The following is a 21,006-nucleotide window of genomic DNA, read 5'->3' as shown; positions in this document are numbered from 1 at the left end:
AAAAAGAATGGGGGCGATTCCCGGGGGTAATAGGTGCTATGCGCCCCGGGGCCGCACCTGGGCGCGGGACGCGAGGGCCCCGCGCCCGCGCCCCGGCCGGCGTCAGGCGGCGCGCCGCGTGCGCGCGACGAACAGGACGGCCGCCACGACGACGGCCGCGCCGCCGAACGCGTAGAGCGCCCCTACGCCGAGCGAGCCCAGAAGGATGCTGCCGATGACGGGCGACAGGAACATGTTGATGTCCGGGCCGATGTAGAAGGTGTTGGCGGCGCGCCCCATGGCCTCGGGCGGCACGCCGGCGACCGCCTCGGCCTGGAGCACCGGGTAGAGCGAGCCCTGGCCGATGCCGAGCAGAAACCCGCCGGCGATGATCATGGCGGTGTTGGCCATGAGGCCGAGCACCGCCACGCTCGCCAGCTCGACGGCGAACAGCGGCAGCACGATGCGGCGCGCGCCCAGCGTGTCGGCCACGCGCCCCATGAGCGGGCGCCCCACGAAGGCCGCCAGCGCGTACGCGGTGAAGAACAGGGTGGCCCCGCCGATGCCGCGCTGGTCGGCCGCCAGGATGATCAGCGCGAGGGACGCCCCCTGGGGCACGCCGGAGAGCCCCGCCATGACCGTGAAGATGAGGTTGGGCCGGTAGATGAAGTTGCGCCACCGGAGCGCCTCGCGCAGCGACCCCACCGCGGGCCGCTGGCGGGCGGGCTCGCCCTCGGGTGCCGGGGGCCGGCGGAAGGCGAGCGCCAGGCCGAGGGCGACGACGAGGATCCCCGAGGCGATGAGGAAGCTGCCCCGGTAGCCCACGGCCACGCCGACCTGCTGGGATATGATGGGCCCCACCGCGGTGGAGAGCACCGAGGAGAGCCCCATCCACCCCATGCCGCCGTGCAGCCGCGAGGCGGGCACGACCCGCGCCACCAGCGATATGACGCACACCGAGCGCAGGGCGAAGGAGACGCCCTGGAGCACGCGGCAGGCGCCGATGAGCGCGAGCGACTCCAGGAGCGCGCAGCCCAGCGTCGCCATCAGGAACAGCGCCGCCGACGCCACCATGAGCGCCTTCTTGCTCACCAGGTCGGCGACAAGGCCGGTGAAGGGCCGCGACGCCATGGAGGCGCCGGGGTTGAGCCCGGCCATGAGGCCGGCCACCGCGTAGGTGGCCCCCAGCGTGACGGCGTACACCGAGATGACCGTGTTGGTCATGTAGGCGCCGAACTGGTAGATGATGTCGAAGGCGAGCAGGTTGACGAAGCCTGCCGTCCAGAGCCGCTCCGACGCCATGGCCTAGGCGGTGAGCAGGCTCGTGAGCCGGGTGATGCTCTCCTCGGCCTCCAGGTTCATGACCATCTCGATGACGCGGTCGGCGCGCTCGGGCGTGAGGGCGCGCGACGTGAGGTCGCGGAACTTGGCCACCAGCTCGTCCTCGGTGAGCGGGTTCTGCTTGGTGCCCTTGGCGAAGGCGACCGTCTCCTCGTAGGTGGCGCCGTCGGCCATGCGCACGGTCACGCGCGCCGGGCCGTCGCCGTCGTCGAGCACCGCGCGCCCGTCGTCCGCGGCGTAGCCGATCTTGTCGATGAGCGCGGTGATGGCGGGGTCGGCGATGTTGTCCATCGTGTAGTCGTAGTAGCCGTTGCCGCCCTTCACCAGGCGCATCGCGCAGGCGAAGCGGCCGCAGAACTGGGCCTGGATGACGTCTTCGGGGTGCACGATCTGCCCGACGTTGCCCACCTCGCGCGGCAGCTGCAGGATGGTGACCGACTCGATGGCGGCGGGGTCTATGCCGCGGGCGCGAATGAGCTCGGCCGCGTCGATGACGGTGTGCTGGGCCGCGCAGCAGCAGTAGGGCTTCACGCCCACGTCCAGGGTGAGGAACCGCTCGGCGAAGGGCAGCGTGAGCCACTCCCAGTCCGGCTCGCCCTCGCAGATGCCCTTGACGAAGCTCTTCCTGCCCTCGAGGGCCTGAGACGACCCGGTGATGCCGGCCTGGGCCAGGAGCGCCGAGCGGACGCCGGCGTAGGCGCCCAGCGCCCCCAGGGTGCGCTTGACCGTGCCGCCCGAGCAGCTGTACTCGGTGTTGCCCGAGGCCTGGGTGGTGGCGATGGCGAGCGCGTCGCGCATGGTGAGCTCGTCGAAGCCGAGGAGCTGGCCCGCGGCCGCGGCGGCCCCGAAGGCGCCGGCGACGGCGGTGCAGTGGAAGAAGCGGTGGCGCATGGCGTCGGCGGCATGGGCGAAGCGCAGGAAGGTCTCGTAGCCCGACACCATGGCGGCGAGCACCTCGCGCCCGGTGCTGGCCTGCTCGTCGCCCACGGCGAGCATGGCGGGCACGACGCAGACGGCCGGGTGGCTCGTGGTCTGCATCTCCACGTCGTCCATCTCGAAGCCATGGCCGAACACGCCGTTGCAGAAGGCCGCGTCCTCGGCGTTGGTGCGGGTTCCGTAGTAGGCGATGGTGCTGCGGCCGGCGCCGCGCTTGGCGGTCGTGTAGCTCAAGGCGGCCTTGCCCCACGGCAGCGTCGCGAAGGCCAGCTGGCAGCCCAGCTGGTCGAGGAGCAGCAGCTTCGCCTTGCGCACCACCTCCGGCGGCAGGTCGTCGTAGGTCAGCCTCGCCGCCTGCTCAGCCAGGATCGTCGTCTCGTTCATGCCGTGAACCCCTCCCTCTTCGGTTTTTCCTCCTCTATCTAGGAAGCCCCCTCCACGACCGCCGTCTCCAGCAGCCACGCGAGGGCCTTCTCCCTGCGGATGCGCTCGGCGAGGGGCGCGAGCAGGCCGCGCTCGGCCAGGGCCTCGTCGGTGAGGCCGGCCGCAGCGGGCGGCAGCGCCTGCTTGGCGCGCGCGATGTCGTCGGGCGTGGCCTCCAGGCCGCGCGCCCGCGCCAGCGCGTCGAGCGCCAGGTTCTGGCGCAGGAGCTCCGAGGCCTGCATGAACACGTTCATGTTGAACGCGTCCTTGGCCATGTCGTGCTCCTCGAGGTACTTGTCGAGACTCGACCCCTCGGCGTCGAGCTTGCGCATGGTGGACGCCATGAGCGAGTCCTTGGCGTCCTGGTACATCTCATCGGGGATCGTCCCCTGAAGGCGCCGCTCCAGGGCGGCGCGGACCTTGTAGACCAGGTCCTGGCGCTCGACGCGGGCCGCCTGCCCCTCCAGGTCGGCGCGGACGTAGGCGCGGAACCCCGCCACGTCGCCGAACTGCGGCAGGTTCTCGGCCACCCAGGCGTCGTCGATGACGGGCTCGCGGCGCTCCTGCACCTCGTGCAGCATCACGTCGACCTCGTAGTCCTCCGCGCCGTCCAGGCCCGTGAGCGTGAAGGTCACCTTGCGGATCTCGCCGAGCCCCATCCCCACGACGCCCTCGACGAGCGCGTCGGGCAGGAGTCCCCGGCGCACCTCCACGACGCGGCGCAGGCCCGACAGGTCGCGGACGGGCTTGCCGTCGCGCAGCATGTCCACGTCCATGAGGGCGAAGTCGCCCTCGCGCAGGTCGTCGTGGCCGGCGCGGACGAGGGCGGCGAACTGCCGGGCCGTGTAGGCCAGCTGCTCGTCGATGTCGGCCTCCTCGACCGTCACCGCATCCAGGCTCACGTGGACGGGCTCTGCGCTCGCAAGCGACACGACCGGGCGGGGTATCAGGTTCACGGTGAAGGCGAAGTCCTCCCCCGCGACCGGATCCTCCTCGGCGTGCACCCCGGGCGTGAGCACCGTGTCCACGTCAACCTGGCGCACGGCCGCCGTGGTGAGGCGGTTGAGCACGAAGTCCCGCAGGGCCTCGGCCGCCACGTCGGCGCCCACCATCTCGTCGAGGCGCTCGCGCACCTCGGACTCGTCGGCGGCGTCGATCCCCCTCACGCGGGCCATGAGCCGGTAGAACTCGGAGATGGCGGCGGACACGTCGGCGCCGGCGGCCACCACGTCAACCTCGATGCGCTGGCCGCCGTCCTTGGGCTCGGCGGACAGCCGGACGAACTCGATCGCACCCATCGCCATCTCCTCTCTCATGCAGCCTTCGGGGGAAGCCTAGTTCTGGCCCGGGGCCTTGGGGGCGCCAGGCGCCGCGGGGGCGCCGGGGGCCTTCGGGGCACCGGGGGCCGCGGGCGCGCCCGGGCGTCCGGGGGCGCCGGGGGCTCCCGGGGCGCCGGCGGCCGCGAGCGTCGCGCCGCATTCCTTGCACGCGGTCTCGAAGAAGCCGTTCTCCGCGCCGCACTTGGGGCACGTCTTGGTAGCTGCCTGGGAGTCTGCGGGTCTAAAGCACATGTCGTTCTTCCTCCTTAAGGACCGGCCCCGCCCTTCGGGGCCGGCTCTTCTGCACGTCGCCAGCGCGCGGCCGGCGGGACTTACTTGACCTTGTCGCCGCCCTTCTGGGCCTTGTAGTACTTGCCCAGGGGGACGATCTCGCCCTTCTCGCCTTCCGGCTCGGTGCCGTCGAGGCGGTAGTAGACGATCTCGGGCATCATCTCGACCTCGTTGAGCCACTCGTAGCGGTAGTACAGCGCGCCGTCCAGCACATAGGCCTCGACGGTCGACTCGGCGGCCAGCAGGTCGGCGTACTTCTGCAGGATCTCATCGCGTTCCATTGAAAACCCCTCCTCGGGCTTAGGTCCTGCGCGGGGCGGCCGCTCGTCCGGGCCGCCCCGCGGCTGCAAGAGCGTCGTTACTTGAGCTTGGTGCCCTTCTGCGCCTCGTGGAACTCGACGGAGGACACCGGCACCGGGTCGGCGCCCACCTCGGCCACCTTGTTGAAGGTGATCTGGCCGGGCTCGGTCACGGGCTCCGTCTCGTCGTAGCGGTAGTACAGGGCGCCGTCGGGGCCGATGTAGGCCTCGATGCAGTTCCAGTCGGCGACCAGATCGCCGTAGGACTCGGTCACTTGATCCAGGGTCATCTCCAGGGCTCCTTTCCTACTGCTCGCACGGGGTGAACAGCACCATGTGCGAAGAGGTCATCTGACGGGCCAGGTCCTCCACCGGGCCGTAGTACATGCACAGGCCCTGGCAGTGGTGGACGCAGGTGGGCAGGCGGCCCTCCTTCACGCGGTCGGCGCACAGGTCGCAGCGGTCGGTGGGCGTGGGGATGTAGTTGTACTCCCACGAGCCGTCCGCCAGCTGGTCGGGACCCTGCTGGGTCAGTTTGATGCCCCACTCGCCCTGGGCGAAGCCGTGCTCCACCTTGCACGCCATCTCGCAGGAGTGGCAGCCGGTGCAGAAGTTGTAGTCGATGAGCAGTCCGTTCATGCCTTTCAGCCTCCTTTCCCTATCTCGCTATCGGTTGACGATCTCGTACTGGTCGCGGCCCACGTTCTCGGGCATATCGCCCTTGGGCTCGGTCCCGTCGGTCACCTTGTAGACCTTGCACATCTGGGTCTTGTAGGACGAGCCGTAGCCGGACGTGGCCATGTCGTTCTGGACCGTCAGGCAGTTGATGTTGGAGTCGAAGGCGCCGAACAGGCCGTCGGCCAGCTTGCCGGAGCGCTCGGGGAACCACCAGCCGTGCTCGGCCATGATCGTGCCCTTGAGCTGGCCGGGGGTGACCATCGCCTTCTGCTTGCACTTGCCGAACTGGTTCTCCAGGTATACCCAGTCGCCGTCCTTGATGCCGAGCTCGGCGGCGTCCTGGTCGTTGATCTCGCACAGCGGCCAGGGGTGGAACTCGCGCATCGACTTGAGCTGACGGTGCTCGGAGTGGAAGAACTCCCAGGAGCGGCGGCCGGTGGTCAGCACGAACGGGAACTCCTCGGCCTCCTCCGGGTGCGAGATGGGGCTGCACGTGGGCTCCTTGAAGTGCGGCAGCGGGTCGATGCCGGCGGAGTCGTACATGGTGCAGTACAGCTCGATGCGGCCCGTGGTGGTGTTGAAGCCGGGCTGGTGGTCGAAGCGCATGTCGCCCGTCTCGTACTTGCGGTACTGGAACTTGGGGTACACGAGCGTCTTCTCCTGCAGCTCGTCCCAGGTCATGTCGAAGGGCATGGAGGACAGGTTCTTCATGAGGAACTCGTTCATCTCCAGCACGTCATCCCAGAAGAACATGTCGGGGTTGAGGATCTGGCCGAGCTCGAGCATGATCTGCTCGTCGCCGCGGGCGTCGCCGGCCTGCAGGATCTTGTTGATGGCGCGCAGCGGGGTGAACCAGGCGCGGATGCCCCAGCGCTCGCAGCCCATGGCGATGGGCAGCACGATGTCGGCGCAGCCGACGGCCGTCGGGGTCATGAACAGGTCGCACACCACGACGAAGGGCACCTTCTGCCAGGCCTCGTAGACGCGCTTGGACTCGCCGGCCATGTTGATGAAGGTGTTGGTGGAGCACAGGAAGCCCATCTTGATGGGATAGGGCTCGCCGGTCTCCATGGCCAGCAGGATGTCGTCGCCCATGGAGTGCGGGCCGAAGCCGACGGTGCGCAGCGCGTACTTGCCGTCGCCCAGGCGCCCCTCGCGGACCTGCTTGCCCATGCCCTTGCAGATGTTCTCGCGGATGTCAGACTGCACGTGGCCGTACTTGACGTTCACGAAGCCGCCGGGCACGTCGATGGAGCCGGTCAGCACCTCGACGGCCGCCACGGCCAGCGACGCGCCGACGGCCCACTTGGTCTCGTCGAGCGGCAGGCCCCACTGCAGGGCCACGGTGCCGGCCTGGCCCAGATAGCGGGCGGCCTCGACGATCTTGGCGGCCGGGACCCAGGAGATCTTCTCGACGACCTCGGGGGTGTAGAGCGCGGCGCGCTCGGCGAGCGCCTCCATGCCGTAGACCCACTTGTCGCAGAAGTCCTGGTCGTAGAGCTTCTCCTGGATCATGATGTTGCAGATGCCGAGCGCCACCGCGGCGTCGGTGCCGGGGCGCAGCTGCAGGAAGATGTCGGCGTGGGCGGCCATCCAGGTGACGCGCGGGTCGACGACGAAGAGCTTGGAGCCGTGCTGCATGCAGTCGATGATCCAGTGGCCGAAGAAGCCGTCGGCGTTGGACACGACCGGGTTGCAGGCCCAGTTCAGGATGACGTCGGGGCGACGGTACTCCGGGTCGTCGAAGCGCTCGGCCGACAGCTGGGCGCAGTCGGCGATGAAGTCGGAGCCGAAGATGGCGTTCATGGCCTGCAGGCGCGGGGTGTAGCAGCAGTCGCCGGAGAGCATGCCCGCGGTGTCGTTGGGGGTGCGGAAGCCGGCGAAGGCCAGAGACGACGTCTGCCAGGTGGCGTTGCGGCCGGTGCCGATGCCGGTGACGATGGACTTGGGGCCGTACTCCTCGGTCACCTCGCGGGCCTTCTCCGCGATGATCGCGTAGGCCTCGTCCATGGTGATCTCTTCCCACTTGTTCTCACCGCGCTCGCCGACGCGGCGCAGCGGGTGCAGGATGCGGTCGGGGTGGTTGACGGCCTCGACCATGGCCAGGCAGCGCATGCACAGGCGGCCGTCGTTGACGGGGCTGCGCGGGTCGCCCTCGATCTTCACCAGCTTGTTGTCCTTGGTGTAGAACAGGACGTTGCATCCCTGGTGGCAGCCGGGGCCCGACCACTGGCAGCTGCGGGTGACGGTGACGTCGCCCTCCTGCCATTGCCACTCCTCGCGATAGAGATCAGGGTTCATTCCTTGTCTCATCCAAACGCTCCTCTCTCCTCTGGCTCGTGCGGCCGGACGCCTCCCGCGCGCTCCCCGCGCGCCGGGATGCCCGGCCCCGGCGATCGGCCGGGACGTGCGCGGGACGCCGTGCCCGCGGCCCTTCTCCGGCCTTTCCTCCTCGGCACTATAGGAAAAGCGCGGGGCATGGAAAAAAGTCGGATTGCGTGACGCGGCCCTGTGGGTACGGCATAGACTGATCGTCGTTTCGGCATGGGTTTTCGGGGGTCGCATTCCGTGTTGGCATAGGTGCCATTCGGATATCCGGAGCGTCCGGGAGCCAGGTATTCCCGATGCTAGAATGGGATTCGGCTGACGGTTCTGAAGGGGGTACGGGATGAAGATCGATTCGCTGTACGAGTACATTGTCCTGACGCACTACCTGAACTTCACCACCGCCGCCGCCAACCTGCACACCTCCCAGCCCAACCTGAGCAAGCACATCCTCGAGCTCGAGCAGGAGCTGGGCGTCGATCTGCTCAAGCGCGGCAAGCGCCTGGAGCTGACGCCGGCGGGCACGGCCTTCCTGGAGGACGCCATCCAGATCCACCACGCCTACAAGGACGCCCTGCGCCGGGCGCGCGAGATAGCCTCCCACGACATCGTCGAGCTGGTGGTGCAGGAGCCCTACGTCATGGACGCCATGAGCGAGATCCTGTTCAAGTCGGTCATGCGCTTCAAGCGCGAGAACCCCTACGTGCTCACGAAGTACTACCAGGAGAAGGGCAAGAAGTCGGTCGAGCTGCTGGAGCAGGGCAAGATCGACATCGCGCTCACGGTCGACTGCAACAGCATCGAGTGGATCGAGCAGGTGAGCGAGAAGAAGAACCTCATCTTCTTCCCCGTCATCCAGGAGCAGCTGCACGTGTGGCTGTGGGACCACCACCCGCTGGCGCGCCGCGACGCGGTGACGCTGGAGGACCTGCTGCACGTGCCCATCAACATGACCGCCACCCGCAGCTTCGACCCCATGCGCTACGCCGTGCTCGACCTGTTCCAGAAGTCGGTGGGCGCGCGGCCCAACCTGCAGACCTACTCCAACGACTCGCTCAACGAGTTCTTCATGAACACCCAGGACAGAAACGCCGTGTTCCTCGTGTCGGAGGCCATGGCCCGCTCGCAGCTTCTGGGGATGCACTACGACATGGTGAGCCTGCCCATCGACGACGAGCGGGCGCGCATCACGTCGTACCTGCTGTTCCGCAGCGACTACCAGAAGCTGGCCATCGACCGGTTCCTCGAGACGGTCGAGCGCGTGGTGGCCGACAACATCGAGCGCAGCGCCACCGCCTCCTACCTGGGCGACATCACCGTGGAGCTGTAGGGCGCGGCGCGGGCGCGAGGGGCGCGGCGCACGCGAGGGACGCGAGGGGCGCAGGCGGGCGCGAGGGGCGCGAGGGGCATGGCACGCGCGAGACGACCGGCGCGAGCACCCCGGGCGCGTTTTTTTGGCCATTCGCTTCGAAATTCCGAGGTAATTCGCGTCTCTGGCGCGCCGGGGCGTCACTTTGCGCTGACGCGACCTGGTCAAATAAGCATTAGGACGCTATGAGGGGGGGGGGGCTGACGGAGCCGAAAGGCTCGGAATATCGAAGCGAATGGCCATTTCTCGCTCAAATCGCTGCACGGGTCGAGATGAGGGAGCGAAAAACGGGATGCGGAGGGCCCGGGCGGCCCGCTAGGGACGGGCCGCCGCCGAGGAGGAGGGCTTCGCCGCCGCGCCAGGCGGCAGCGGCAAGGTCCAGCCGCAGGTTTCGCAGCGCGGACGCTCGGGGGTGAGCACCGTCTTGCAGCGAGGGCAGCGCACCTCTGCCTTAGGCAGAGACGACCCGCACTTTCCGCAGTTCACGCACGGATAGCACATGGCATCGCCTCCTCTCGCCGCCGACCTTGCGACCCCATGGTAGGACGCGGGCATCACATGGGGCAAATCGCGATCTGGATGGACGGCCATGCCCGATGGGAATGACCGCGACGCGACGGAGGCGCTCAGGCGCAGGCACGGGCAAGGAGGCTCGAAGCCCGCCTGGCAGCGCGGCAGACGGAGAAGGGAGACCTGAGGGCCCCGACCGCCCCGACGAAACCGAGAGACTCCCCCCTCTTTCCTTGACGGAAAACGCGGCATCACCGGCAGAGGCGCCTGCCGACGCTAAGATGCGGTGCCGGTCTCCTTGCGCGCCTCCACGACATCAATGAGCTGCTGCTGGGAATGGACGCCCATCTTGGCGTAGATATGGCGGACGTGGCTCTTCACCGCGTTATGCGATACGACGAGGCGCTCCTGGATAACAGGGCTCGTGCGCCCGCGAGCGAGCAGGCGCAGCACGTCGAGCTCGCGCGTCGTCAGGCCGTATGCGGCAGCCACGGCGACGCAGGCCGCCTCAAGGCGCTCCTCGCCGGCCTCGACCCCCTCAAGCGCGACGGAGCCTCCCCCGGCATCGAGGGAGACGGGATCCGCCTCCTGCGACGTCTGCCCGTCACACTTGGTCGAAAGCGCCCCCTGCGTCCGTCCGGCCCCAAGGCCGCCAACCCCCGATGCGCACGGCAGGCCGCCGGCCCAGGGAAGCCCGGGGCCTTCGCCCTCCGGGTCACGACCGTCAAGCGGCACCACGCTGGCGATGGCGCCATCAAAGCTGAAGCGCGCCAGAACCGTCAGGTGGCAGGCGATGAAGACGAAGGCCACGAAAGCCGTCATCACCATCATGAGCAGCGGATCGCCCACGGCCAGAGCACGGCACGCCCCCATGAGCAGCACGCCGCTCACCATTCCAAGCCAATCGGCCGCAAGCATGGTCGCCGAGGTAACGAGCGCGCCAAGGGGATTGCGTGCTCCCACCGACGCGATGAGGTAGTACAGAAGCACCGTGAAGCAGTCAGACCCGCTGTGGAGCAACGCCGCGGCAGCGTACCTCCATGACCCGTCACCCACCCCCGCCATCAGGGCAATCGGGGTCAGCAGCAACCCCGCTATGACGACGAGGGCCGCACCGCGCTCAAGCCCGTCGCAGGAGAGCCCGCGTCCGCGCCGCGACACAGCCCAGACGAGCACGACGCCCACAGGCGCCAAGGCCACGAGAGACTCGGAAAGCGGCAGGGCCTGGTCGTGCTGGCCCAGCGCGTAGCCGTTCGCCAATTGGAAGAGGAAGGCGGTAACGTAGACGACGCTCGTAGCCGGAAGGTAGGATGACGGGTTGGTCACGTCGAGCACCAGAGGGGGCTCACCCGCGGCGATGGCTCCGAGAAGCTGCTCGATGAGGGGGATGATCAGCAGATAGGCGCCGCCTATGCAGCTCACGTACAGCACCATGGCAGCTGGCAGCCCGATACCCTCCCCGACGCCGAAGAGCGCTATGCGCGCAAGCCCGCTCAGCACAAGGGCCAGCGGAACGACGATAGCGCAGCGCCACCGCTCGATGCGCGTGAGCGCCACGCCCGCCAGCACCGAGAACCAGATGAGCGCCATCCCCCCGAAGGGACTGCCCGCCAGCACGAGGACAGGGCTCCAGCGCCCCACGCCCACGCCCAGCAGCACCATGCTCAGCACGAGCAGCGCGAACATGGCCAGCGTGATGGCGCGCTCGCGCAGAAGGGCGGGGCGACGTTGGGCAGCCACCGCCACGACAAGGGCGAAAGCGGCGCCTGCCACCGTAGAGACGTCGCGAGCAAGCGGACTCACGGCGGCCATGGCCGGGAACAGGCACGCGCTCATGATGGCCGACGCCGTCAGCAGCAGCGTCAGCGCCAGGCATGCCTGGACGCTTCGCATGGCCCCTCCTCTCACTCTCAGGTCATCGCGCGCCCCGCTTGCGCCCCCCCAAGGCAGGCACGCAGCGGGAAGGGAAGCGGCGAGCACGACGCACTGGCAGCGTCGCATCACCTCGAGATCAGCCCACGCGGCGCCCTCCCTGCCGCGGCAGCCGTAGGTCTCGAACCGCTCCAGGCCTTTCAGTATACTCCCGACCCTCACCCCCTTCGTCACCCGCAGAAGGTGAAACCGACACCTTCTTCCCTCATTTCACCAGGTCAGACCCGATTGTAATTTCGGGCTGCCAGGGTGGAGCCGTCAGCGCCGACGCACGTTAGAGTTCCTCCTGTCAGGAGAGGGCGTCAGAAGCGCCCCCTAAGAGAAGGAGGGATCATGACAACCCACGACAACGGACTCACGCGCCGCAGCTTCATCGGGCTGGGCGCCGTCTTGGCGGCAGGCGCAACCGCTGGGCTCGCCGGCTGCGCGCCCAGAAGCCGCGAGGCAGGCCTCGCCCCAGGCGGCGGCTCAACCGGTGCGGCAGCCTCCGCCGACTGGCTCGGCGAGGAGCCGGCCCTCGGCAGCGTGGCGCGCACCGAGGAATGCGACCTGCTCATCGTCGGCGCCGGCACGGCGGGCCTCGCGGCGGCCGCCACCGCCGCCGACTTGGGACTCGACTTCATCCTCTGCGAGAAGACGGGCACCGTCCAGGAGACACGCGAGTACTTCGGCGCCGTCGACAGCCCCTACCAGCAGGCGATGCAGATCGCCATCGACAAGCCCAAGCTTCTTAACGAGCTGACGCGCTACGCGTCGGGCAAATGCAACCAGGAGGTGCTCAAGGTCTGGATCGACGAGAGCGGCGAGACCGTCGCCTGGTTCGACGCGCTCATGCAGGAGGCCACGGGCAAGCCCTGCGTCGTCGACGTCACCCCCGAGCACGCCACCGGGGGCACCGACTACTACCTCCCCACCCTGCAGCACGTCTGGCTCACCCCCTACGAGCCCCCCACGCGCAACGACGTGTTCGCCGCCCACATCGAGCAGGCCGGCCGCCCCGCGCGCTTCAACTGGACGATGACGCGCCTCATCCACGAAGGAGGCAAGGTCACCGGCGCCCTGTTCGACACCGATGAGGGAACTGTGCAGGTGAACGCCAAGAACACCCTGCTCGCAACCGGCGGATACCCGGCAAACCCCGCTATGATGGAAGCCCTCTCGCCCGCCACCCTGGCTGTCTGCACGGCGTCGAGCTTCGCGCCCGCCAACACGGGAGAGGGCATCAAGGCGGGCCTGTGGGCAGGCGCCTCGAAGGATCGCGAGTCTGCCACGATGATCTTCGACCGCGGCGCCGTAGCACCGGGCGTGACCTGCGGATATGTCGGCGAGGGCGATGCTCGCATGCTGCCAGGCACCATCTTCCAGGAAAACATCGGCAGCCAGCCGTTCATGAAGGTCAACCTCCATGGCAAGCGCTTCGTCAACGAGTCGATGCCCTACGACTTCCTCTGCAACGCCGCCGGCCAGCAACCTGGAGGCGTGTGGTGCCAGGTCTTCGACGCCAACGCGTCCGACGACATCCTGCGCTTCGACACCATCGGCTGCTCGGCCTTCGCCAAGCAGATGATGGCCGTCGGCATGCCCGTCGAGGAGTTCTGCGCGGCATCAGCGGAGCAGGGTATCCTGAAGAAGGCGGACACCCTCGAGGATCTGGCCGACCAGCTCGGGTTCGAGGGTGCCGACAAGGAGTCGTTCCTCGCGCAGATCGAACGCTACAACGCCCAGTTCGACGCGCAGATCGATGACGACTTCGGCAAGGAGGCCTATCGCCTGTCAGCCATCCGCCAGGCGCCGTTCTACGGCTGCTGGTTCGGCGGCACGCTGCTCACCACCATCGACGGCCTCACCATCAACAAGCACTGCCAGGTCCTCGACGGCGACGGCGAGGTCATCGAGGGCCTCTTCGCGGCGGGCGATTGCTCGGGCAGCTTCTTCAGCGGCAATTACCCCGAGTACCTCGTCGGCGTGGCCTGCGGCCGCTCTACCACCCAAGGCCGCCACGTCGCCCGCTACCTGGCCGGCGAGATCTCCTAAGGAGGCTGACATGACTGAGGAGAAGAAGCCTGCGGAGACAAGGCCCGAGACGCGGCGGGCGCGCAAGCGCTGGCCCGTGGCGGCGGCCGTGGTGGCTGCGGTGGTCATCGTAGCCGGAGCCGGGTTCTACGCTTGGCATGAGCAGCCCTCGTTCTGCAACGCCGTCTGCCATGCGCCGATGGATCCCTACCTTCCCACCTACGAGGCCGAGCCGGGCCAGGCGGCGCTGGACAAGTGGGGCAACGAGGTGAGCGAGGCCGCCTCCATGATGGCAGCCTCGCATCGGGCCGCCGACGGCACGACCTGCATGGGCTGTCACGTGCCAACCCTGGGCGAGCAGGTGTCAGAGGGCATGGCCTGGGTAGCCGGGGACTACTACGATCCGCTCGACGAGCGCAGCCTGGCTGAGCTCGGCGCGGCACGCGAACTTGAGGGAGACGAGTTCTGCCTGAACGAGGCATGCCATGCGAACGCCGACGGCACGGCGATGACGCGCGACGACTTGGCTGAGCTCACAGCCGACCGGGAGTTCAACCCCCACGTGACCCAGCACGAGGAACGCGCCTGCAGCGACTGCCATAAGGCGCATCGCGCCTCGGTCATGGTCTGCTCGCAGTGCCACGCCGAGGCCGAGGTTCCCGAAGGTTGGATAACCCCCGTCCAGGACGCCCAGCTGCTCAAGCCGATTCCCGTGGCATAGCCGGCCGGCCAACGCGACGGCCCCTCCCCGCCGCGTTGGCCCCCGCCGCGGGCGCGCAACCGCCGCGGCCACTCCCGCCGCCAGAAATCGTGGCTTTTCACACGCCATGAGTCTCCCTCGAAGCGCAGAGGCAGTATCGAATACAGCGTTTCACCAGGTCAGCATCGAACGCCTACGCCTCCGAATCCCAGCCTCGCCCCGCCGCACTGTGAAAAGCCTTAGTTTTTGGCAGCGCAAAATGAAAAGTCCCTGTTTTCGGCAGAAACTACCGAAAACAGGGACTTTTCACACCGAACGCGACTCGGGACGCGATGCGGAGCACCCCGGCTCATCGCGCCCTCCACGCCTCGCACTGGCGTAAGGGGCAACGCGTCCCGCGACTGCGCGCCCGCGCCCCTCGCGGCCACGCCGCCATTCCCCGCCGCCCCCGCAGGCGAGGAGCCCACGCCCCTCGCGCCTCTGCGGGCCCGCTCCTCGCCCGCGCTACAGCTCGCGGCGCTCGTAGAGCCCGACGGCCACCTGCGCGCTCACGGCGTAGACTGCCAGCGTCGCGACCACGCCGGCCACGCAGACCAGCGCCAGGTTCGCCCCCTGGAAGAGCCACGCCTCAAGGCCGGTCAGCATGCCGGCGAGCGGGCCGTCGTCGCCCGCCAGGAGTATCCCGAGCGACATCAGAAGCACGATGACGACCGGCACCAGGCGCGCGCCCTTCGTCATCCCGAACCGCATGATTAACGGCAGAGTCACCGCGCCGGCCACCAGCGCGATCACCGCGCTTACCGCCGCGCCGGCCACGATCTCCGCCACGAAGCCCTCATGGGGCACCAGCCCCTCCGGCAGCGGCACGGGCGCAAGCGCTGCCACCGCGCCCGCCGCCAGCGCCAGCAGCACGCCCAGCACGCTGGCGAGGACGACCGCCAGAAGCGCCACCAGCAGGATGCTCGCATAGCGGCCGAGCACCACCTGGCGTCGCGTCACCGGCAGCGTCAGGCGGAACAGCTCCCAGTCGCGCGTCTCGTCGTAGGCGCTCGTCGTGAACAGGAACATGAGGGGAATCATGATGGCGGTCGCCGCGGACGCCGCCACGAAGCTCTGGGTTGCGATCGAGATGAACGCGCCCACGATCGCGCAGATGCCCGCAAGCTGCAAAAGCGCGCTGCGCATGGTGACCAGATCGGAGATGACCAGGGTTTTCATCGCACCTCTCCCTTCAGGACGAGCGTCATGTAGTCTTCGATGGAAGCCTTGTCCACCGGCACCTGCGGAAGGGCCCGGGCGAAGGCGAAGCGATCGGGAACGAGCACGTCAACGCCGTAGTCATGGCGCAGCACGCGCGCCTGTCCCGGCTCCAGCACGCCAGACCCCAGCACGGCGTCCAGCTCGGACGCACGGCAGCGGGCCACGCCGGCCTCGTCGCAGATGGCGTCCTTGGGCAGCGCGAACACCGGCCGGCCCTCGTCGATGCAGACCACCTCGTCGGCGATCTTCTCCAAGTCGGACGTGATATGCGTCGACATGAGGATGCCGCGGTCGCCCTCGGCCATGAAGTCACGCAGGATGTCGAGCACCTCGTCGCGCGCGAGCGGGTCGAGCCCGGCCGTCGCCTCGTCGAGCACGAGCAGCTCGGGGTCATGGGCCAGGGCGAAGGCCAGCGTGAGCTTCATGCCCATGCCGCGCGAGAGCTCCTTCACCGTCTTCGCGGGGGCCAGGCCGAACGCTCGGCACAGCTCCTCGTAGCGCTCACGCCGCCAGGTGGGATAAGCCGCCCGCCCGATGAGCCCCACGTCCGCCACGCGGCACGTATCGGGGAAGACGCAGGTGTCGAAGACCACGCCGATGCGCGCCTTCACCGCGTCGAGCGCCCGAGCCCGCTCGCGCGCGCCCGGGCCAGCGACCGGCTCACCCAGAAGCTCGATGCTGCCGGCGTCAGGCTCGACGAGCCCTAAGATGGCCTTGAGCGTGGTGGTCTTGCCAGCTCCGTTCGATCCCACGAAGCCCACGACGGAACCTGGCTCCACGGCCAGCTCCACGCCAGAGAGCATGAACCCGTCATAGCGCTTCTCCAGCCCTTCCACTTTTATCAGATAGTCCATGCGGATGTCCTTTCCGTTGCCGCGCGGCCCGCAGCGTCTTCGCGCGCGGCCCGCAGCGCCTTCGCGACCTGCGTCACAGCCAAGCCTGCGCCCGTCGTCTTCGTGGCCCCGCGCCTCCTCGCCTCTAGCCTTCCTCGGCCATGAGGTCGAGCATGGCATGCAGGTCCTCGAGCGGAATGCCTGCCGACGCGGCCTCGCCCACGGCCTGGGCCAGGAGCGACTCCACACGGCGCAGGCGCTCCTCGCGCAGCAGCTCGACGTTGCCGCCGGCGACGAACGAGCCCTTTCCCTGCACGGTGTCGATGAAGCCCGCCTCCTCCAACTCGGCGTAGGCGCGCTTCGTGGTGATGACGCTGATGCGCAGGTCGTTTGCCAGCGCGCGGATGGAAGGCAGCGGGCTGCCCTCCGCAAGCTCTCCTGCGAGGATGGCCCCCTTGATCTGGGAGGCGATCTGCGCGTAGATGGGCTCGCCGCTGGCGTTCGATACGATGATGTCCAAGGTGCCTCTTTCCGGGTCGGCCCCGCCACGAACCTGCGCGGAGGCGGGCCCTCGCCCGCTCCCGTCCGAATCCGCGCCGAGGCGCCGCCCGTTCGGTCGGATCCCCGCCAGACGGCGTCCCATCTGACGAGGATCGTATATAGTGTATATACCCTATATACACATCATATACACACCTATGCACAGTGTCAATCGGAAAAGAGGGGGAAGAGGACGGGAGTGGGAGGGGATGGGCTGGATGTTTCACGTGAAACATCCAGCGGTCACGATGACACGAGCGAGACGTGGGCGCGGGGCGGGTGCGAGACGGGAGCTGGACGGGCGCGGGTGACGCGACGTGGGCGCGGGCGGGAAGGGCGAACGAGGCGTGGGCGACGCGGGCGCCCAGGCGCAGAAGGGGGCCGGCATCCCGCATGGGACGACCGGCCCCCAAGCCTCGCGTGGCGCGCAAGCAACCCTAGGCGCCGCTGTCCGTCCGCAGGGCCTCGACCACGTTGTCGGCCTTGCAGCGATGCATGCCGTAGGCCACCGAGATGCCGATGGCGACCGCAGTCATGGCGAAGGCCAGGGCCACGTAGCCCCACGGCAGCGCGAAGGCGATTCCCGTGACCGATCCCGATACCGCGCGGAACAGCAGGTAGGACACGCCGAGCGACAGCACGATGCCCGGTACGAGGCCGCGCAGGCACCAGGCCACGCACTCATCCATGATCATGGCGCGGAACTGGCGGTTCGACAGCCCCGTCGAGCGCATCACAGCGAACTCGCGGCGGCGCAGGATGAGCCCGTTGGTCACCGTGTTGAACACGTTGGCCAGCGCGATGAGCGCGAGGATCACCGTGAACAGCAGGCAGAACACGTTGACGACCAGGGCGAGCATGCGGTTGCTCTCCGCATCGCCAGCGTAGTCGCTCATGCCCAGGTAGGAGGCCTCGTAGGCCGACTCGTCATGGATGAAGGCCCCCGCGCGATCCACCAGCGCCTGGCCCACCACGCCCGAATCGCCCTCGGGCGCGTCGAAGGCGCCGAGGAAGGTGGGCACGTCGATGCCGAGCGAGCAGCTGCTGGCAAGCGACATCGGCACGATGAGCTGCAGCTGCTCACCCCTCATTCCCACCGCCGCCGGAGCTTCGTCGACGAGGGCCGCCACCTCAAGCGGCTCGAAGGCCATCTGCGCCTGGGAGAGGTCGACCGCCACCTCCTCGACCGCGTCGCCGCCGATCGGGCGCGTGAAGTAGGGCTCGAGCGCCATCACGGCACGTCTGCTTTCCGACGCGTCGCCGTCCAAGGTGACTGAGATTCCGTCAGCGGGCTGTCCCTGGCAGGTTGCTGCGAGGGCCACCTCCAGAGTCCCCGTGGCCCGGAGCGTCTCAAGCAGCCGGTAGGTGCTGCCGTCGTTGCCGTAGCCCCGCGACACGCCGACGGCACGCGGATGCGCGGCGTCATGGTAGGCAGAGGGATCCTGCCCCAAGCTGGCGACGAAGCGATCGAAGGACGCGTCGTCGAGGTAGGAAACAAGCGCATTGGCCGCGTAGCGCCCGTCGGCCATGACGCCACCGTTGCCGCCGCCCGCCTTGCGGTACGCCTCACCCGCCATGGCGTCGGGCAGGACGACCGCCGCGTACCCGCTCAGGCGCCAGCTCACGGGCTCGGCCTCAGGTGTAGCGCAAAGCGCGTCCCACAGCGATGAGAGCACGGCGGCCTGCGCGGCAAAGCGCCCATCAGCCGCGCGGGCAGCCTCCTCGACGGTCACCGGCGCGGCATCGGCGCCACCCGCGGCGTCCGCGCCCGCGCCGTCCGCGCCCGCGGCATCGGCGCCACCCGCGGCGTCGGCATCGGTGCTACCCGCGGCATCGGCGCCACCCGCGGCGTCCGCGCCCTCCGCGCCGTCGAACGGCTGCAGCGATGTGAACACCGCCACGTCCCCGGGCGCCTCGCTGCCGCTGGCCACGTCGGTCAGCATTCCCAGGAACAGGGAAAGCGAGCCCGCCGTCATCAGCAGCACGATGGCCAGCGCGAGCGACACCGACGCCGCGCGCCCACGCGCCGCCCCGCGCCTGCCGTTGATGCGCGCCAGCAGGCCACCCATCCCGAAGACGCGCCCGGCCAGACCGCGCCGCGCCCACAGCCGGCTCGGCACCACGGCGCGCGCCGCGCGGGCCGCCCCACGCCTGGAGGCGCGGTCGACCTGCCCGCCGCGTAGCGCGTCCACCACGTTCACGCGGCTCGCGCGGACGGCAGGCACCGCCACCGATACCAGCACCGTGACCAGGGTGAGCACCGCGGCGAACCCGAGGGCCCACGGCCTCACGGCAAGCTCGAAGCCCACCTCGGCCGCACCGAACGCCTGGGCGAGGGAGGGGCCGAGGGCCGCGAACGTCACCGCGCAGCCGACGAGGCCCACCGCAAGCCCCAGCGGAATGCCGGCCAACGCCACCGCCCCCGCCTCTAGCAGCACCGCCCGGCGCAGCTGGCGCCGCGATGCGCCGATGGAGGCCAGAAGCCCGAACTGCCGCATGCGCTCTGCCACTGAGATGGCGAAGGCATTGTAGATGAGCGACACGCACGCGACGGTGATGACCGTCGCGAGGATGGCCACGATGCCGAAGAACGTGTCCCAGATGGCACCCCCCGAGCGCAGGCCCATGTAGCGCAGCATTCCCGTATGCAGCGTCACATCCGCGTCGGGGAACGCCGCCTCCATGCGCTCGCGCACCTCCTCGGCGCTCTCCGCGCCGGGCAGGGTGGAAAACGCGCTCGCCACGCCCCCGTCTGCCAGGTCACCCCCGACGAAGCCCGCCATGCCGACGCCATGGGACGACGCGTAGATGGATCGGTTGTAGAAGCCGACCACCGTGTAGGTGCGCTCCTCGACGTCGGTCAGCTCCTCGTTGAGCGGGCTGCCCTCCGGATCAGCCCTCAGGTAGCCGATGGACGAGTCGAGAAGCGTGCCGTCCTCGATCATGTCCGTGCGCACCTCGGAGGGATCGGCCGCGTACGTCTCGCCCGAGAGGACTGAGGACTGCGAGACGGATCCCTCGCGCCCCGGCGCGAGCACCGCGCGGCGCTCACCCACGGGCAGGGTCAGCGTGTCCCCCACCTCAAGGCCGCCGTTGGTGCGCCACGTGTCGAACAGCAGGATCTCGCCCTCAGCCTCGGGCAGACGACCCTCGCTCGGCCGCACGGCGCAGAGGCTCTCCACGTCACCGGCAAACCCGATGAGCACGAGGTAGTTCCCGTAGACGCTTCGCTGGCTCTCCGTGAGCTCGCCGAAGCCGGCATCCTGGAGCAGGGCGACGTCCCCAAGCTCGCCTGACGCCCTGCCCGCCGCGGCCAACTCGTCAAGGCGGGCGCAATCATCAGAGCGCACCTCGGCCATCCAGGTGCCCGACAGGTTGGCCTCGGCGCGGTAGAGCATCGACTGGAGCGAGGTGAAGGTGGTGAGCACCGCGGTCAAAAGCGCCGCCGCTAGGACGACGCCCGCCACGGTCACGAGCGTCCGCACCCGGTTGGCGCGCAGCGAGCGCAGCGTGAAGCGAGTCATGGCGTTCATCGGCGGATCCTCTCGTCCCGCACGACGCGCCCGTCCTCGATGGCGATGATGCGATCAGCCGCGAGGGCTATCTCCTCATCATGGGTGATGACCACGAGCGTCTGCCCCAGCTCGCGGTTGGAGTCGCGCAGAAGCGCCATGATGTCGCGGCTGTTGCGCGTGTCGAGGTTGCCCGTCGGCTCGTCGGCGAGCACCACCGCCGGCGCGTTCATGAGCGCGCGCCCGATGGCGACGCGCTGCTGCTGGCCGCCGGAGAGCTGGCTGGGCAGGTGTCCCTCGCGGCCGCGCAGCCCCAGCTTGTCGAGCAGCCCGTAGAGCCGTCCCTCGTTCACCGGCCGCCCGTCGAGGGCCACCGGCAGCGTCATGTTCTCCACCACGTTGAGCACCGGCACCAGGTTATAGAACTGGTAGACGAGCCCCACTTCGCGCCGGCGGAACACCGCCAGCTCCTCGTCTGATCGGGCGTACACGTCGGCGCCGTTGAGCAGCACCGTGCCCGACGTGGGCCGATCCACGCCGCCCATCAGGTGCAGAAGCGTCGACTTGCCCGAGCCCGACGACCCCACGATGGCGACGAACTCGCCCTCCTCGACGGAGAACGTCACGTCGTCGAGGGCGCGCGTCGCCGCCGCGCCCTCCCCGTAGACCTTCGTCAGATGGCTGACGGTCAGGATGTCCATGGCATCCGCCTTTCCTCGTATTCGAGCCACATTCCGAAAACGAGT

At 68.9% G+C, this 21,006-nt stretch carries 18 protein-coding genes; 3 read left to right on the top strand and 15 right to left on the bottom strand.

Annotated elements, in window-relative coordinates; all coding sequences use genetic code 11:
* Positions 1–102 precede the first annotated feature (102 nt).
* From LPT13_RS09655 to LPT13_RS09620, 8 genes are all read right to left on the bottom strand, one after another.
* A complete protein-coding gene (locus LPT13_RS09655) occupies positions 103–1,281 on the bottom strand; it encodes an MFS transporter (protein ID WP_242166050.1) in 1,179 nt (392 codons plus the stop codon).
* Between the two features lie 3 nt (positions 1,282–1,284).
* Positions 1,285–2,640: an MmgE/PrpD family protein gene (locus tag LPT13_RS09650; protein ID WP_242166048.1), complete on the bottom strand. Its 1,356-nt coding sequence runs from the start codon at positions 2,638–2,640 to the stop codon at positions 1,285–1,287.
* Positions 2,641–2,678: 38 nt separating this feature from the next.
* Entirely contained in the window at positions 2,679–3,977 is a 1,299-nt protein-coding gene (locus LPT13_RS09645) for a trigger factor (RefSeq protein WP_242166046.1), read from the bottom strand.
* Between the two features lie 36 nt (positions 3,978–4,013).
* Positions 4,014–4,250, bottom strand: a complete 237-nt coding sequence (locus LPT13_RS09640; protein WP_242166044.1) for a hypothetical protein — start codon at positions 4,248–4,250, stop codon at positions 4,014–4,016.
* Positions 4,251–4,330: 80 nt separating this feature from the next.
* A complete protein-coding gene (locus LPT13_RS09635) occupies positions 4,331–4,570 on the bottom strand; it encodes a hypothetical protein (RefSeq protein ID WP_242166042.1) in 240 nt (79 codons plus the stop codon).
* Between the two features lie 77 nt (positions 4,571–4,647).
* Positions 4,648–4,878: a hypothetical protein gene (locus tag LPT13_RS09630; RefSeq protein ID WP_242166040.1), complete on the bottom strand. Its 231-nt coding sequence runs from the start codon at positions 4,876–4,878 to the stop codon at positions 4,648–4,650.
* A gap of 16 nt (positions 4,879–4,894) precedes the next feature.
* Complete coding sequence (locus LPT13_RS09625) at positions 4,895–5,227, bottom strand: 4Fe-4S dicluster domain-containing protein (protein ID WP_242166037.1); 333 nt, start codon at positions 5,225–5,227, stop codon at positions 4,895–4,897.
* A 27-nt stretch (positions 5,228–5,254) separates the two neighbouring features.
* Positions 5,255–7,579 (bottom strand): molybdopterin-dependent oxidoreductase, encoded by a 2,325-nt coding sequence (locus LPT13_RS09620; protein ID WP_242166036.1) that lies wholly within the window; start codon positions 7,577–7,579, stop codon positions 5,255–5,257.
* Between the two features lie 355 nt (positions 7,580–7,934).
* On the opposite strand from LPT13_RS09620, the gene LPT13_RS09615 reads away from it, so the two are divergent.
* Complete coding sequence (locus tag LPT13_RS09615; protein WP_242166034.1) at positions 7,935–8,921, top strand: LysR family transcriptional regulator; 987 nt, start codon at positions 7,935–7,937, stop codon at positions 8,919–8,921.
* A gap of 354 nt (positions 8,922–9,275) precedes the next feature.
* Here LPT13_RS09615 and LPT13_RS09610 read toward each other — a convergent pair whose 3' ends face one another.
* Together LPT13_RS09610 and LPT13_RS09605 are read right to left on the bottom strand one after the other, a co-directional pair.
* The gene (locus LPT13_RS09610) at positions 9,276–9,461 is read right to left on the bottom strand and encodes a hypothetical protein (protein WP_242166033.1); all 186 of its coding nucleotides are present in this window, start codon (positions 9,459–9,461) and stop codon (positions 9,276–9,278) included.
* A 285-nt stretch (positions 9,462–9,746) separates the two neighbouring features.
* On the bottom strand, positions 9,747–11,378 hold the full coding sequence (locus LPT13_RS09605; RefSeq protein WP_242166031.1) for a response regulator transcription factor: 1,632 nt from the start codon (positions 11,376–11,378) through the stop codon (positions 9,747–9,749).
* A gap of 357 nt (positions 11,379–11,735) precedes the next feature.
* Here LPT13_RS09605 and LPT13_RS09600 point away from each other — a divergent pair, with 357 nt between their 5' ends.
* Both LPT13_RS09600 and LPT13_RS09595 read left to right on the top strand, forming a co-directional pair.
* Entirely contained in the window at positions 11,736–13,436 is a 1,701-nt protein-coding gene (locus LPT13_RS09600; RefSeq protein ID WP_242166029.1) for an FAD-binding protein, read from the top strand.
* 10 nt (positions 13,437–13,446) lie between these two features.
* Positions 13,447–14,136: a cytochrome c3 family protein gene (locus LPT13_RS09595; protein ID WP_242166027.1), complete on the top strand. Its 690-nt coding sequence runs from the start codon at positions 13,447–13,449 to the stop codon at positions 14,134–14,136.
* A 483-nt stretch (positions 14,137–14,619) separates the two neighbouring features.
* Here the strand turns inward: LPT13_RS09595 and LPT13_RS09590 are convergent, their stop codons facing one another.
* The 5 genes from LPT13_RS09590 to LPT13_RS09570 form a co-directional block, all read right to left on the bottom strand.
* Positions 14,620–15,333 (bottom strand): ABC-2 transporter permease, encoded by a 714-nt coding sequence (locus LPT13_RS09590; protein WP_242166025.1) that lies wholly within the window; start codon positions 15,331–15,333, stop codon positions 14,620–14,622.
* Complete coding sequence (locus LPT13_RS09585) at positions 15,330–16,229, bottom strand: ABC transporter ATP-binding protein (protein ID WP_242166022.1); 900 nt, start codon at positions 16,227–16,229, stop codon at positions 15,330–15,332. The genes LPT13_RS09590 and LPT13_RS09585 overlap by 4 nt, the downstream gene beginning before the upstream one ends.
* 124 nt (positions 16,230–16,353) lie before the next feature.
* On the bottom strand, positions 16,354–16,728 hold the full coding sequence (locus LPT13_RS09580; protein WP_242166020.1) for a GntR family transcriptional regulator: 375 nt from the start codon (positions 16,726–16,728) through the stop codon (positions 16,354–16,356).
* Between the two features lie 457 nt (positions 16,729–17,185).
* Positions 17,186–20,281, bottom strand: coding sequence for an ABC transporter permease (locus LPT13_RS09575; RefSeq protein ID WP_242166019.1), 3,096 nt, complete (start codon positions 20,279–20,281; stop codon positions 17,186–17,188).
* A complete protein-coding gene (locus LPT13_RS09570; protein ID WP_242166017.1) occupies positions 20,278–20,961 on the bottom strand; it encodes an ABC transporter ATP-binding protein in 684 nt (227 codons plus the stop codon). Before LPT13_RS09570 ends, LPT13_RS09575 begins: the two co-directional genes overlap by 4 nt.
* Positions 20,962–21,006 lie beyond the last annotated feature (45 nt).

Origin of the sequence: Adlercreutzia faecimuris (genome assembly GCF_022669055.1) — a bacterium.
Classification (GTDB): domain Bacteria; phylum Actinomycetota; class Coriobacteriia; order Coriobacteriales; family Eggerthellaceae; genus Enterorhabdus; species Enterorhabdus faecimuris.
The sequence above is the reverse complement of the archived record's forward strand: the minus strand, read 5'-3'. Positions and strand labels throughout refer to the sequence as shown.

Excerpts from the sequence above, each read along its gene's own strand:
- LPT13_RS09595 (WP_242166027.1), top strand. The coding sequence starts at position 13,447 with ATGACTGAGGAGAAGAAGCCTGCGGAGACAAGGCCCGAGACGCGGCGG.
- LPT13_RS09640 (WP_242166044.1), bottom strand. The coding sequence starts at position 4,250 with ATGTGCTTTAGACCCGCAGACTCCCAGGCAGCTACCAAGACGTGCCCC.
- LPT13_RS09615 (WP_242166034.1), top strand. The coding sequence starts at position 7,935 with ATGAAGATCGATTCGCTGTACGAGTACATTGTCCTGACGCACTACCTG.
- LPT13_RS09570 (WP_242166017.1), bottom strand. The coding sequence starts at position 20,961 with ATGGACATCCTGACCGTCAGCCATCTGACGAAGGTCTACGGGGAGGGC.
- LPT13_RS09655 (WP_242166050.1), bottom strand. The coding sequence starts at position 1,281 with ATGGCGTCGGAGCGGCTCTGGACGGCAGGCTTCGTCAACCTGCTCGCC.
- LPT13_RS09635 (WP_242166042.1), bottom strand. The coding sequence starts at position 4,570 with ATGGAACGCGATGAGATCCTGCAGAAGTACGCCGACCTGCTGGCCGCC.
- LPT13_RS09630 (WP_242166040.1), bottom strand. The coding sequence starts at position 4,878 with ATGACCCTGGATCAAGTGACCGAGTCCTACGGCGATCTGGTCGCCGAC.
- LPT13_RS09625 (WP_242166037.1), bottom strand. The coding sequence starts at position 5,227 with ATGAACGGACTGCTCATCGACTACAACTTCTGCACCGGCTGCCACTCC.
- LPT13_RS09585 (WP_242166022.1), bottom strand. The coding sequence starts at position 16,229 with ATGGACTATCTGATAAAAGTGGAAGGGCTGGAGAAGCGCTATGACGGG.
- LPT13_RS09645 (WP_242166046.1), bottom strand. The coding sequence starts at position 3,977 with ATGGGTGCGATCGAGTTCGTCCGGCTGTCCGCCGAGCCCAAGGACGGC.
- LPT13_RS09590 (WP_242166025.1), bottom strand. The coding sequence starts at position 15,333 with ATGAAAACCCTGGTCATCTCCGATCTGGTCACCATGCGCAGCGCGCTT.
- LPT13_RS09600 (WP_242166029.1), top strand. The coding sequence starts at position 11,736 with ATGACAACCCACGACAACGGACTCACGCGCCGCAGCTTCATCGGGCTG.
- LPT13_RS09575 (WP_242166019.1), bottom strand. The coding sequence starts at position 20,281 with ATGAACGCCATGACTCGCTTCACGCTGCGCTCGCTGCGCGCCAACCGG.
- LPT13_RS09650 (WP_242166048.1), bottom strand. The coding sequence starts at position 2,640 with ATGAACGAGACGACGATCCTGGCTGAGCAGGCGGCGAGGCTGACCTAC.
- LPT13_RS09610 (WP_242166033.1), bottom strand. The coding sequence starts at position 9,461 with ATGTGCTATCCGTGCGTGAACTGCGGAAAGTGCGGGTCGTCTCTGCCT.
- LPT13_RS09620 (WP_242166036.1), bottom strand. The coding sequence starts at position 7,579 with ATGAGACAAGGAATGAACCCTGATCTCTATCGCGAGGAGTGGCAATGG.